The following is a 13,520-nucleotide window of genomic DNA, read 5'->3' on the forward strand; positions in this document are numbered from 1 at the left end:
AGCATGGCACGAATGGCAACGACGCGGCGGGTGGTGGTCTCGACGATCGCAGCGTGGTTTTTCGGTTTCCTGATCTTCTTCCCGATCCTGTGGATGGTGCTGGCGAGCTTCAAGACCGAGCTCGAGGCCTTCGCCATCCCGCCGTCGTTCCTGTTCTTCCACTGGACCACGGAAAACTATGCGACCGTGCAGGAGCGCAGCGACTATGTCCTGCACGCGATGAACTCGATCATCATCGCCGGCGGCTCGACCTTGATCGCGCTGCTGATCGCGATTCCCGCGGCCTGGTCGATGGCGTTCTCGCCGACCAAGCGCACCAAGGACGTCCTGCTCTGGATGCTCTCGACCAAGATGATGCCGCCGGTCGGTGTGTTGGTGCCGATCTATCTGATCTACAAGAGCTTCGGCCTGCTCGATTCCCGCATCGGCCTCGTCTTCATCCTGTGCCTCGGAAACCTGCCGATCGTCATCTGGATGCTGTTCACCTATTTCAAGGAGATCCCGCGCGACATCCTCGAGGCCGCGCGCATGGACGGCGCCACCATTGGCCGCGAGCTCGTTTACGTGCTGACGCCGATGGCGATCCCGGGTCTGGCGTCCACGCTGCTGCTCAATCTGATCCTGGCCTGGAACGAGGCGTTCTGGACGCTCAATCTGTCGACCTCGAACGCTGCGCCGCTCACCACGTTCATCGCCTCCTATTCCAGCCCGGAAGGGCTGTTCTGGGCGAAGCTGTCGGCGGCATCGACGCTGGCGATCGCGCCCATTCTCGTCCTCGGTTGGTTCAGCCAGAAGCAGCTCGTCCGCGGGCTCACCTTCGGCGCGGTGAAGTAGGGGGCTGCCATGGGTCAGATCACACTTCAGGGCGTGCAAAAATCCTTCGGTCCCGTGCACATCATCAAGGGCGCCGACCTCGACATTGCCGACGGCTCGTTCGTCGTGTTCGTCGGCCCATCGGGCTGCGGCAAGACCACTCTGCTGCGGCTGATCGCCGGGCTCGAGGACGTCACCGGCGGCAGCATCCTGATCGACGGCAGAAATGTGGTCGATACACCTCCGGCCAAGCGCGGCCTCTCGATGGTGTTTCAATCCTACGCGCTCTATCCGCATATGAGCGTGCGCGGCAATATCGGCTTCGGCCTGAAGATGGCGGGCCTGCCGAAGGACGAGATCAACCGCAAGGTCGAGGCCGCGGCCGCCACATTGAACCTGACGCCCTATCTCGACCGCAAGCCGCGCGAGCTCTCCGGCGGCCAGCGCCAGCGTGTCGCGATCGGCCGCGCCATCGTGCGGGAGCCCAAGGCCTTCCTGTTCGACGAGCCGCTGTCCAATCTCGACGCCGCGCTGCGCGTGCAGATGCGAATCGAGGTGACGCGGCTTCAGAAGCAGCTCGGTACCACCGCGATCTACGTCACCCACGACCAGGTCGAGGCCATGACCATGGCCGACAAGATCGTCGTGCTCAACGGCGGCAAGATCGAGCAATACGGCTCGCCGCTTGAGCTCTACGAGCGGCCCGCCAATCTTTTCGTCGCCGGCTTCATCGGCTCGCCCAAGATGAACTTCGTCACCGGCGAGAATGCCCTGCAACGCGGCGCGGCCACTATCGGAGTCCGGCCGGAGCATCTGAAGATCGAACGCGACGGCGCCAGCGGCTGGCAGGGCACGATCTCGGTCGCCGAACATCTCGGCAGCGACACCTTTCTTTACGTCGATGCCGGCCCGCTCGGCATGCTGACGGCGCGCTATGTCGGCGAATTGAGTCTGCATGCCGGCGACCGTGTCTCGCTGCTGCCAGACCCCGCGCGCATCCATCGCTTCGACGAGGCCGGCAACGCGCTTCGAAGCTGAGAAGAAACGGCAATAGTACGGAAAGACCACCATGTACCTGGAAAAATTCAAGCTTAACGGCAAGACCGCGTTCATCACCGGCGGCGGGCAGGGTATCGGCCTTGGCTGCGCGGAAGCGCTGGCTGAAGCCGGCGCCAGGGTCGTCATCGGCGACCGCGACAGCAAGATCGCCGACAGCGCCAAGGCCAGCCTGAAGGCGAAGGGCTTCGACGTCGAGACCGCGATCATGGATGTGACCGACACCAAGCGGGTGGCGGAGGTCGCGAACGCCCTCGTCGCCCGCCATGGCAAGGTCGACATTCTCGTCAACAATGCCGGCATCGCCCGCAGTGAGACCCCGGCCGAGACCGTCACCGACGAGCACTGGCTCAACGTCATCGACGTCAATCTCAACGGCACCTTCTGGTGCTGCCGCGAATTCGGCAAGCACATGCTGAAAGCGAAGAGCGGCGCTATCGTCAATGTCGGCTCGATGTCCGGCTTCATCGTCAACAAGCCGCAGGAGCAGTGCTTCTACAATGCCTCCAAGGCGGCGGTGCATCATCTGACCAAGTCGCTCGCCGCCGAATGGGGCGCGCGTGGCATCCGCGTCAACGCGGTGGCGCCGACCTATATCGAGACGCCGCTTAACGCTTTCGTGAAGAGCAATCCGAAAATGTACGACGCCTGGATCGGTGGAACTCCGATGGCGCGGATGGGACAGGTCGAGGAGATCGCCTCCGTCGTGCTGTTCCTCTCGTCCGAGGCCGCGAGCCTGATGACCGGCAGCATCGTGCTGGTGGATGGCGGTTACACTTGCTGGTAGGCTCACCGTCAAAACAGACGGAAAGCGACCGGGAGCGAAAATGCCGCGAGCGTATATCGGCGTCGACGTGGGGACCACGAGCACGCGGGCAGGGGTGTTTGACGAGGCGGGCACGCTTTTGGCCACCGCTCGGCATCCGATCAGGATCTGGCACGAGGCCGGAGACATCGTCGAGCAGTCGTCCCAGGACATCTGGGAGGCCTGCGTCAGATCGGTGCGTGCGGCGATGGCGGACGCAGCGATCGCGCCCGACAGCGTCGGCGGTATCGGCTTTGACGCGACCTGCTCGCTGGTCGTGCTCGACAGGCAGGGCGAGCCGCTTACCGTCAGCGCATCCGGCGACAAGCAACGCAATGTCATCGTCTGGATGGATCATCGCGCCGTTGCCGAGGCGCGGCTGATCAACGAGACCGAGGACGCCGTGTTGCGCTATGTCGGCGGCTCGATCTCGCCCGAAATGGAGATGCCGAAGCTGCTATGGCTGAAGCGACACCTTCGTGCGAGCTTCGACGGTGCCGGCCACTTCTTCGATCTCTCGGATTATCTGACCTGGCGCGCGACCGGCTCGCTGCAGCGCTCGACCTGCACCGTCACCTGCAAATGGAACTACCTCGCCCATGACGGCGGCGGCTGGAGCGCGCAATTCTTCAAGCGCATCGGCCTGTCGGACTTCGTCAACGAGAAATATGCTCGCATCGGCACCGAAATCGTCGCCCCCGGCACGCGGCTCGGCACCGGTCTCACCCGCACCGCCGCGGCCGAGCTTGGCCTGCCGGCGGGCATACCGGTCGGTGCCTCGCTGATCGACGCCCATGCCGGCGGCATCGGGGCGATCGGCGGCCGCGACGGCGCGGGCGGGGCGAGCGATGTCTGTGGCCGCCTCGCCTACATCATGGGAACGTCGGCCTGCATCATGGCGACGACGAAGGAGCCTTTTTTCGTGCCGGGCGTGTGGGGACCTTATTACTCCGGCATGGTCCCGGACTTCTGGCTCAACGAGGGCGGCCAGTCGGCGGCAGGCGCGGCGATCGACCATCTCCTCAAGTCGCATCCGGCTCATGCCGAGGCGAGCGCGGCAGCGCGCAGCGAGGGCCTCGACCTCATCGACTTCCTCGAGCGCCGCATCATCGCGCGCGCCGGCAATGCAAGTCGCGCCGCCCTCTTGGCCCGCGATATCCATGTGCTGCCCGAGTTCATCGGCAACCGTTCGCCTTACGCCGATCCGGACACCCGCGCGGTCATTGCCGGCCTCGATCTCGACACCGACATTGCCTCGATGGAGCGGCTGTTCATCGCCGGCCTGTGCGGGCTCGCCTACGGGCTCGCCGAGGTGATCGAGGCCTTTGCCGCGCATGGCGTGCGCTCCAGCATCATGATCATGGGTGGCGGTGCGAGCCGCAGTCCGCTGGTGCGGCAGATCATGGCGGATACGACCGGCCTCACAGTCGCGCTGCCGCAGACCAGAGAGCCGGTGCTGCTGGGTGCGGCGATGCTGGGGGCGGTAGCGGGCGGCGCCTATGCTTCGATCGGCGAGACCATGGCTGGGATGTCGGCGCTGGGAGGGAAGAGCGAGCCGACCGCGCCCGACATGGCCGCGTTTCACACGCGCAAGCGTCAGGTCTACAAGCTGCTGCGCGAAGTCGATCGCGGCAGCCGTGCCGCCATGGGCGGCATCGCGAGAGGGTGAGGAACATGCTGATTGCCTGCGGCGATGCGCTGATCGATTTCGTGCCGACGCGTAACGCCGAGGGGCGCGAGGCCGTGATGCCGGCGGTCGGCGGTTCCTGCCTCAACGTCGCGATCGGCATGGCGCGGCTCGGTGCGCCGGCCGGCTTCGTCGGCGGCATCTCGACCGATCTGTTCGGGCGGATGATCGCGGACCACGCCGTAGCCTCGCATGTCGATCTCAGCCTCGCCACTCGCAGCGAACACCAGACCACGCTCGCTTTCGTCCGCATCGTCGCCGGCGAGTCGCACTACGCCTTCTACGATGCCGAGACCGCGACGCGGAACTGGACTTATCGGCGCGGGACGATTCCGTTCGCTGACATCGAGGCCGTCCATGTCGGCTCGACCACGCTGGTCAACGACCAGGGGGCCGCCGAGACCAAGGCGCTGATCGCGGATGCGCGCGTGGCCTCGACGATCTCCTTCGATCCGAACTGCCGACCCAACCTCGTCAAGGACAAGCCGTCTTATCTGGCGCGGATGGCGGAGTTCGCCGCGAGCGCCGACCTCGTCAAGATGTCGGACGTCGATTTCGCCTATCTCCATGGCGACGAGCCCTATCAGCAGCGCGCGCGCACTCTGCTGGGGCAGGGCACCAGCCTCGTCGTCATCACCCGCGGCAACAATGGCGCGGTCGCCTGGCACGCGGGGGCAGGGCAGATCGAGGTGCAAGCGCCGCAGGTCGTGGTCGCCGACACCATCGGTGCCGGCGACAGCTTTCAGGCGGCGCTGCTGTTTGCTCTGCACAAGCAGGGTCGTATCGCCCGGCAAGCATTAAAGAACATCGGTGCCGACGAGCTTCGCCGCGCGCTGTCCTTTGCCGCCAAGTGCGCCGGCCTGACCTGCACGCGCCCGGGCGCCGATCCGCCCTGGAGCCACGAGATCCATTGGAGTTGGTAGGGTTACCTCACATCCGCGCGACGGCCTTTTCGGCGCATTTGATGAAGGTCGCGATCAGCGGGCTCTGGGAATCCCGCCGCCAGCATACCGCGATGTCGAGGGAGTCGGTGGCATCGCGCAGCGGCCTGAACACGATGCCGCGCGGCGCGCCAAGCTGCGCACAGGCCGGCAGGATGGCAAGGCCCTCGCCAGCCAGAACCAGGCTCATCGCCGAATGCACCGTCTCCACTCGGCTCGCGATCGGCATCACCACTTGGTGGCGGCGCAGCAGGGGGACCACGGCGGACGATGCGGGACCATGATCCGGATGCGGCAGTGCGATCAGCGGCCGGCCCTGCAACCGCGCCATCGGCACGGAGCCCAGGCGGGCAAGCGGCGAGCTGCTCGGCATCGCCAGCATGAAGCGTTGCGCACCGATCCGCGCCACCTGGATCTCGGGATGGTTGATGGCCGGCATGCACAGCGCGACCGTGACGCTGCGATCGAGCACCCGCGCCTCCCGCGTCGAAGCGCTGAGCTCGGCGAATTCGAGGTCGACGCCGGGAACCGAGCGGCGCAGCTCGGGGATCAGCCGCGGCAGCATCGCATTCGCCAGCACGAACATGTAGCCGACCGAGAGCCGCCCGCGCTTGCCGGCGGCGACCGCGCGCGCCGCTTCGGCGCCGTCGACGGCCAGCGCCAGCGCCTCGCTTGCGCGCGCCAGCAGCGCCTGGCCTGCCTCGGTCAGGTCCATGCCACGGGTGCCGCGCCGGAACAGCGGCGCGCCGATTTCGGCCTCCAGCTTGCGGATCTGGACCGAGAGCGGCGGCTGCGCCCTCCGCAGCCGCTCGGCGGCCTTGCCGATGCTGCGCGCCTCGGCGACGGCGACGAAATAGCGGAGCCGGCGGAGATCCATTGGCATACCGAAAGCGTATGGGTTGGCGACCAAAATCGTATTGGACGGCGAGTTAACAAAACTGTCATTCTCGCTGTCAATGCCTTGGGCCAACGAGGGCCAGCTGCGGAGCGTGATGTGACGATGAACGGCGATCCCTGTCTCTTGTCCGCAACCGAGCTGCGCGGCCTCATCGCCGCCAAGCGGATTTCGCCCGTCGAGATCATCAGTGCCGTGCTCGCGCGCGCCGAGGCGCTCCAGCCCGAGCTGAACTGCTTCATTACGCTCTGCGGGGAGGAGGCGATGGCGCAGGCGCGCGCGGCTGAGCGCAAGGTGATGGCGGGTGAGCCCATCGGCCTGCTGCACGGCATCCCCGTCACCGTCAAGGACATCGTCAACACCAAGGGCGTCAAGACCACCTTCGGCGCCGTTCCCTACAAGGACAATGTGCCGAACGAGGATGCGGTCGCGGTGGCGCGGTTGCGCAGCGAAGGCGCGATCCTGATCGGCAAGACCACGACGCCGGAATTCGGCAGCAAGTGCCTGACGGATTCGCCGCTGTTCGGCCGTACCCGCAATGCCTGGGACGCCTGCCGTTCCTCTGGCGGTTCCAGCGGCGGCGCGGCGGTGGCGGTGGCGAGCGGCATCGCGCCGCTTGCGATCGCGACCGACGGCGGCGGCTCGACGCGGATTCCCGCCGCCTGCAATGGCGTGGTCGGCCTGAAGCAGAGCAACGGCATCATCCCGCACAGCCAGGCGCTGGATGTGTTCGGCAACCAGACCTATGTCACGCCGACCACCCGCACCGTCGCCGACACCGCGCTGATGATGCAGGCGATGGCCGGCGAAGACCCTTGCGATCCCTGGTCGATCGGTCTCCCCGTGCCCGATTTCGTCGGCGCGATTGCGGCGGGGGGCGATCTGCGCGGACAACGGATCCTATACTGTCCGACGCCGCCGGGCCGTCCGGTGTCCGCCGAAGTCGCGGCCAATTTCAAGGCCGGCCTCGACCGGCTGGCAGGCCTCGGCGCCGAGCTGGAGGAATTCTCCGGCGATGGCTTCGACATCGAGCCGATCTGGCGCGCCATCAACCACACGGTCTGGCGCACGCGCTTTGCCAGGCTCGCCGCCGAGCACAAGGATGAGTTGAGCGAGGCCTTCCTCAAGCAGCTCGCGCTCGCCACTGAGGTGAGCGGCGTCGATTACCAGGAGGCGATGTTCGCGCGGACCGCGCTGTTCCGCCGCGTGGAATCGCTGCTTGCGCGCGGGCACATCCTGGCGATGCCGACCCTGACGCGTACGGCGCTGCCGATCAGCCAGGATCTGTTTGGCAGCATCGAGATTGATGGCCGACATTTCGACAGCGTTCGGCCGCACTGGTTCCCCTGGACTATGCCGTTCAACATGACCGGCCCCCCCGCCATCAGCGTGCCCTGCGGCTTTGGCCGCGACGGCCTGCCGATCGGGCTCCAGCTCGTCGGCCGTTTCCGCGGCGATGCGGAATTGCTGCGCGTGAGCGCGCTGTTCGAGGCGTCCAGCGACCTTCTGTCCCGCCGGCCGGCTTGAGGAGATGGGCATGCAGCAAAGAGCTTGCCTCCGGCGTCCGGACATGATGTTCGTGCCGCGGTTGAGCCCTGAAGCCGAGCGCGCATGAGCGTATTTCTCCTCCGACGTCTGGTGACCTTGCTGGCGACGCTGGTCGGCGCGTCCCTGATCATTTTCCTGGTGCTGGATGCTCTTCCCGGCAATGCCGCGCAGATGCTGATGGGCGCGGATGCCTCGGCGGATGCGGTGCGCGCGCTCACCGTCAAGCTCGGGCTCGACCAGCCGCTGGCGGTTCGCTATTTGCAATGGATCAAGGGTCTCCTCGTCGGCGATCTCGGCAGCTCCTATGTCTACGGCACGCCGGTCGCCAGCCTGATCGCGGAGCGGCTGGCGCTGACCGTTCCGCTCGCCATCATGGCCATGACGATCACGGTGACGCTGGCGCTCTCGGCCGGCATCTACACCGCCGCCAACCACAACAAGCTCGGCGACGTCGGCGTAATGTCGCTGACGCAGGTCGGCATCGCGCTGCCGAATTTCTGGTTCGCGATCCTGCTGGTGCTGTTGTTCGCGGTGCGGCTGCAATGGCTCTCCGCGGGCGGCTTTGCCGGCTGGGAGGACGGCATCTGGCTCGGCGTGAAGTCGCTGCTGCTGCCGGCGATCTCGCTCGCGGTGGTGCAGGCCGCGATCCTCGCGCGCGTCACGCGTTCGGCGGTGCTCGAAGTGCTGCGCGAGGATTTTGTTCGAACGGCGCGCGCGAAGGGGCTCGGCAAGCGCGAGGTGCTGTGGAGCCACGTGCTGCGCAATGCGATGATTCCGGTCATGACCGTGATGGGGCTGCAATTCGCCAATCTCCTGGCCGGCACCATCGTGATCGAGAACGTGTTCTACCTGCCGGGTCTCGGCCGGCTGATCTTCCAGTCGATCGCCAACCGCGACCTGATCGTGGTGCGCAACTGTGTGATGCTGCTGGCGACGATGGTCGTCATCGTCAATTTCGTGGTCGACGTGCTCTATGCCTTCATCGATCCCCGCATCAAGGTGCACGACCTGTGAGCGCGCCTCTGACCACGCCGGTTGACGTTCCGGTGGCAGCGCGCCGTTTGCCGGCGCGCACGTTCTGGGGCCGCGCGCTGCGCCACCGCAGCTTCGTCCTCGGTGGCATGCTGAGCCTTCTGGTGCTGGGCTCGGCGCTCTTGTCGCTGGTGTGGACGCCGTGGTCGCCGTACGAGATCGATATCGCCTCGAAGCTGCGGCCGCCGTCGGCCGCGCACTGGCTCGGCACCGATTCCTTCGGCCGCGACATCGTCTCGCTGCTGCTCGCCGGCGCCCGCTCCACCATCATGGTTGGCGTCATCGCCGTCAGCATCGGTCTCACCTTCGGCGTCACGCTCGGCCTGGTCGCCTCGGCCCGGCGCGGCTGGACCGAGGAGATCATCATGCGCTTCTCCGATTTCACCTTCGCTTTTCCGGCGGTGCTTTCCGCGATCATGCTTGCCGCGGTCGTGGGACCCGGCATGGTTACCTCGATCGTCGCGATCGGCATCTTCCAGATCCCGACGCTGACCCGGCTGACGCGCGGCTCGGCCAATGCGATCTGGGCGCGCGAATTCGTGCTGGCCGCGCGCGCTGCGGGCAAGGGCGCCTTCCGCATCACCATCGAGCACGTTCTGCCCAACATCCTGTCGATCCTGATCGTGCAGGTCACCATCCAGTTCGCGCTTGCCATTCTCGCCGAGGCCGCTCTGTCCTATCTCGGCCTCGGCACGCAGCCGCCGCAGCCGTCCTGGGGACGGATGCTGAACGATGCGCAGACGCTGCTGTTCCAGTCGCCGATGCTCGCGGTCTATCCGGGCGCTGCGATCGCGGTCGCGGTGCTGGGCCTCAATCTGCTCGGCGACGGATTGCGCGATTTGCTCGATCCACGACTGGCGCGGGAGCGATGACGATGGGCGAACGCTCCGGCATGCCGCTGATCGAGGTCGACAATCTCGGCGTCCGGCTCAATACCAACCGCGGGCCGGCGCAGGCCGTGCGCGGCGTCAGCTTCTCGCTGAAGCGCGGCGAGACGCTGGGACTCGTCGGCGAGTCCGGTTGCGGCAAGTCGATCACTGCAATGTCCCTGATGGGGCTGCTACCCGATAGCGCGGTGGTCTCCGGCAGCATCAAACTGGACGGCAACGAGCTCGCGGGGCTGCCGGATGCGGATTATTGCCGCCTGCGCGGCAACCGCATCAGCATGATCTTCCAGGAGCCGATGACCGCGCTCAATCCGATGCATACGATCGGGCATCAGGTGGCCGAGCCGCTGCAACGTCACAAGAAGCATTCGGCGGCGCAGGCGCGCAAGGAGGCGATCGCCTTGCTCGACCGCGTCGGGCTGCCCGATCCGGCCAAGCGCATCGATGCCTATCCGCACCAGTTTTCCGGCGGCCAGCGCCAGCGCATCACCATTGCCATGGCGCTCGCCTGCGAGCCGGATCTGTTGATCGCGGACGAGCCGACCACCGCGCTCGACGTCACCATCCAGGGCCAGATTCTCGACCTCATCGCCGATCTCGTCGAGGAGCGCGGCATGTCGATGATCCTGATCTCACACGACCTCGGCGTCATCGCCGAGAACGTGCGGCGCATGATGGTGATGTATGGCGGCACCGTCGTCGAGAGCGGGCCGACCGACGAGGTCTTCCGCCGCATGGGCCATCCCTACACGCAGGGCCTGTTCCGCGCCCGGCCAAAGCTCGGCGCGCGCAAGGGCACACGCCTGAAGACGATCGCGGGCACTGTGCCGGAGCTTGCCGATCTGCCGTCCGGCTGCAGATTCTCGGACCGCTGTCCGCTTGTGATCGATCAGTGCCGCGCCGCGCTTCCGGCGATGGTCGAGGTCGGACCCGGACATCTCGTCCGCTGCATCAGGACCGATGTCTCGATGGCGGAACGCGTCGGAGCGCTGACCGCATGACCGCCGTACCGCTTCTCGACGTGAGGGATCTCGAACAGCGCTACGCCCTGCCGCGCGAGAGTCTGTTTCGCCCGCCGGGCCAGGTGCGCGCGCTGAACGGCGTCAGCGTGCAGATCCAGGCCGGCAAGAGCCTCGGTATCGTCGGCGAATCCGGTTCGGGCAAGTCGACCTTCGCGCGCGTGGTGATGGCACTGGAGCGGCCGACCTCGGGGCAGGTCGCGCTGCTCGGCCGCGATCTCAACTGTCTGCCGGCCGACGAGCTGCGCCGCGCCCGCCGCGATTTCCAGATGGTGTTTCAGGATCCCTACGGCTCGCTCGATCCGCGCCAGACCATCGCCCGCATCGTCGCTGAGCCGCTGACGGTGCTGGAAGGGGCCGACCGCGCCACCTTCCGCGAGCGCGTCGCCACGGTGTTGCGCCAGGTGGGCTTGCGCGATGCCGACATGGACAAATACCCCCACGAATTCTCCGGCGGCCAGCGCCAGCGTATCGCCATTGCGCGCGCGCTGATCACCCAGCCCAAGCTGATCGTTGCCGACGAGCCCGTCTCCGCCCTCGACGTCTCGGTGCAGGCGCAGGTGCTGAACCTGATGCAGGATCTCCAGGAGCAGTTCGGTCTCAGCTACATCCTGATCAGCCATGACCTCGCCGTGGTCGACTATCTCTGCGACGAGGTCGCGGTGATGTATCTCGGCCGCATCGTCGAGCAGGGCCGGCCGGAGGATCTGTTCGAGCGCTGCGCCCATCCCTATACGCGGGCGCTGCTGGAGGCCGTGCCGCGGGCGTGCGCCGGAGGCGTCCGGCGCCGCCGCGGTGGCCAGGCGATCGCCTCGCAATCGGCCGCAGTGGCCGGATGCGCCTATGTGGCCCGCTGTCCGCTTGCCGACCAGCATTGCCGCGAGGCCCTGCCTGCGTTACGCAAGGTCGGCGAGGGACACCTTGCCGCCTGCCATAGGGCGGAGGCCGTGATGGCGTTGCCGCAGGCGGCCATGGAAGGTTAGTGTCCGGAGCTGGATTGGCGTAGGCTTAAGAACAGAACAGGGCCGGGGAGTTGCGCATGTTCAGGAAATTATCGATCGTCGCGTTTGCCGCCGTGCTTGCCGCGGCGCCTTTGCCGGTGCTGGCGCAGAGCAAGAAGGACAGCGTCGTCATGGCGATGACGCTGGAGCCGCCGGGGCTCGATCCCACCAATGCCGCCGCCGCAGCGATCGCCGAGGTCACGCTCTACAACATCTACGAGACCCTGACCAAGATCAACGAGGACGGCTCGACGTCGCCGCTGCTGGCGGAGAGCTGGACCGCTTCGCCCGACCTGAAGACCTACACGTTCAAGCTGCGCAAGGGCGTCAAATTCCACAATGGCGAGCCGTTCGATTCCGCGGCGGTGAAGTTCTCGTTCGAACGCAACGCGGCACCGACCAGCACCAACAAGGACAAGAGCCTGTTCCAGGCGTTCGAGAAGGTCGACGCGCCCGATGCCGACACGGTCGTGCTCACCTTGAAATATTCCGAGCCGAACCTGCCGTTCCTGCTCGGGCAGGCGAGCGGCTCGATCGTCGAGCCGAAGAGCGCGGCGACCAACGTCACGCAGCCAGTCGGAACCGGACCTTATCAGTTAGGGGCCTGGGCCAAGGGCTCCTCGATCACGCTGACCAAATGGGCCGACTACCGCAACGCCTCCGCGATCAAGCTCTCGAAGGTGACGATCCGCTTCATCTCCGATCCGGCCGCGCAGGCCGCGGCGCTGCTGTCGGGCGACGTTGACGCATTTCCGCGCATCGCAACCCGCGTCGTCGCTCAGTTCAAGAGCGACCCGCGATTCACCGTGCTGATCGGCGGATCCAGGGCCAAGACCATCGTCGCGATCAATCATCGCAAGAAGCCGCTCGACGATGTCCGCGTCCGCCGCGCCGTCCTCGCTGCGATCGACCGCAAGGCCTTGATCGATGGCGCGGTCGAAGGCTTCGGCACCCCGATCGGCAGCTTCTACACGCCCGGATCGCTCGGTTATGTCGACACCACCGGCGTCAACCCCTACGACCCCGAGAAGGCCAAGAAGCTGCTGACTGAGGCCGGCGTCACCACGCCGCTCGAGCTGTCGCTGAAGCTGCCGCCGCCGCCCTATGCGCGGCAGGGCGGCGAGATCGTCGCAGCCCAGCTCGCCAAGGTCGGCATCGTCGCCAAGATCGAGAACGTCGAATGGGCACAGTGGCTGTCGCAGGTGTTCGCACCCAACGGTCCGCACAATTTCGACCTTACCATCGTCAGCCATGTCGAACCGTTCGACCTCGTCAAGATTACCGAGCCGGACTACTATCTCGGCTACAACAACGAGGCGTTCAACGCGCTCTACAAACAGATCGTGTCGACGCCGGACGAAGCTGCCCGCGCCAAGCTTCTCGGCGACGCCCAGCGCATGCTGGCCACCGATGCCGTGTCCGCCTACCTGTTCCAGCCGCAATGGCCCACCGTCATCAACAAGAAGTTGAAGGGCGTCTGGAAGGAAGTTCCGCAGTTCGAGAACGATTTCTCGACTTGGGCCTGGGAGTAGCAACGCTCGATCGCGTGGGGTCTGTCGCTTCAATCTTGGCCTCTCCCATCGGGGGAGGCCAATCGTTTGGGCCGTCCAAAACAGAAAACTGAAAAACAACCCCATGCACAGTAGCCGGGCGCAGTCATTTCAATGGCTTGCGCGTGGCGCAGCTCATGGTCGAGACGGGGGCGCCGGAGCTTGATCCGTCGGGCAAAACAGCGGCAATCGATCATCAGCGCGGCCTCATGGTTCGGAAGGCCGCCGGGCGAGGCTGATCGACCGAGACTTCACGGCTCCCGCGCTGGCCAGCGAACAGGTGCTG

The 13,520-nt window shown here is 66.2% G+C and carries 12 protein-coding genes; 11 read left to right on the forward strand and 1 reads right to left on the reverse strand.

Going from position 1 to position 13,520, the window contains the following annotated elements; genetic code table 11:
- Positions 1-3 precede the first annotated feature (3 nt).
- The 5 genes from X268_RS10320 to X268_RS10340 are packed head-to-tail and all read left to right on the forward strand — an operon-like array spanning position 4 to position 5,284.
- The gene (locus X268_RS10320) at positions 4-834 is read left to right on the forward strand and encodes a carbohydrate ABC transporter permease (RefSeq protein WP_128924845.1); all 831 of its coding nucleotides are present in this window, start codon (positions 4-6) and stop codon (positions 832-834) included.
- Positions 835-843: 9 nt separating this feature from the next.
- Complete coding sequence (locus X268_RS10325) at positions 844-1,851, forward strand: ABC transporter ATP-binding protein (protein WP_128924846.1); 1,008 nt, start codon at positions 844-846, stop codon at positions 1,849-1,851.
- Between the two features lie 31 nt (positions 1,852-1,882).
- On the forward strand, positions 1,883-2,656 hold the full coding sequence (locus X268_RS10330; RefSeq protein WP_128924847.1) for an SDR family NAD(P)-dependent oxidoreductase: 774 nt from the start codon (positions 1,883-1,885) through the stop codon (positions 2,654-2,656).
- A 40-nt stretch (positions 2,657-2,696) separates the two neighbouring features.
- Positions 2,697-4,343 (forward strand): FGGY-family carbohydrate kinase, encoded by a 1,647-nt coding sequence (locus X268_RS10335; protein WP_128924848.1) that lies wholly within the window; start codon positions 2,697-2,699, stop codon positions 4,341-4,343.
- Positions 4,344-4,348: 5 nt separating this feature from the next.
- A complete protein-coding gene (locus tag X268_RS10340) occupies positions 4,349-5,284 on the forward strand; it encodes a carbohydrate kinase family protein (RefSeq protein WP_128924849.1) in 936 nt (311 codons plus the stop codon).
- Between the two features lie 7 nt (positions 5,285-5,291).
- Here X268_RS10340 and X268_RS10345 read toward each other — a convergent pair whose 3' ends face one another.
- Positions 5,292-6,179 (reverse strand): LysR family transcriptional regulator, encoded by an 888-nt coding sequence (locus tag X268_RS10345; RefSeq protein ID WP_128924850.1) that lies wholly within the window; start codon positions 6,177-6,179, stop codon positions 5,292-5,294.
- Positions 6,180-6,302: 123 nt separating this feature from the next.
- On the opposite strand from X268_RS10345, the gene X268_RS10350 reads away from it, so the two are divergent.
- The 6 genes from X268_RS10350 to X268_RS10375 all read left to right on the forward strand — a co-directional run bounded on the left by X268_RS10350 (position 6,303) and on the right by X268_RS10375 (position 13,216).
- Entirely contained in the window at positions 6,303-7,724 is a 1,422-nt protein-coding gene (locus X268_RS10350; protein WP_164938116.1) for an amidase, read from the forward strand.
- Positions 7,725-7,808: 84 nt separating this feature from the next.
- On the forward strand, positions 7,809-8,759 hold the full coding sequence (locus tag X268_RS10355; RefSeq protein ID WP_128924852.1) for an ABC transporter permease: 951 nt from the start codon (positions 7,809-7,811) through the stop codon (positions 8,757-8,759).
- Complete coding sequence (locus X268_RS10360; RefSeq protein WP_128924853.1) at positions 8,756-9,649, forward strand: ABC transporter permease; 894 nt, start codon at positions 8,756-8,758, stop codon at positions 9,647-9,649. The genes X268_RS10355 and X268_RS10360 overlap by 4 nt, the downstream gene beginning before the upstream one ends.
- 2 nt (positions 9,650-9,651) lie before the next feature.
- A complete protein-coding gene (locus X268_RS10365; protein WP_164937650.1) occupies positions 9,652-10,665 on the forward strand; it encodes an ABC transporter ATP-binding protein in 1,014 nt (337 codons plus the stop codon).
- Complete coding sequence (locus tag X268_RS10370) at positions 10,662-11,666, forward strand: ABC transporter ATP-binding protein (protein ID WP_128924855.1); 1,005 nt, start codon at positions 10,662-10,664, stop codon at positions 11,664-11,666. The genes X268_RS10365 and X268_RS10370 overlap by 4 nt, the downstream gene beginning before the upstream one ends.
- A 56-nt stretch (positions 11,667-11,722) precedes the next feature.
- On the forward strand, positions 11,723-13,216 hold the full coding sequence (locus X268_RS10375) for an ABC transporter substrate-binding protein (protein WP_128924856.1): 1,494 nt from the start codon (positions 11,723-11,725) through the stop codon (positions 13,214-13,216).
- Positions 13,217-13,520 lie beyond the last annotated feature (304 nt).

This window comes from Bradyrhizobium guangxiense (assembly GCF_004114915.1).
Classification (GTDB): domain Bacteria; phylum Pseudomonadota; class Alphaproteobacteria; order Rhizobiales; family Xanthobacteraceae; genus Bradyrhizobium; species Bradyrhizobium guangxiense.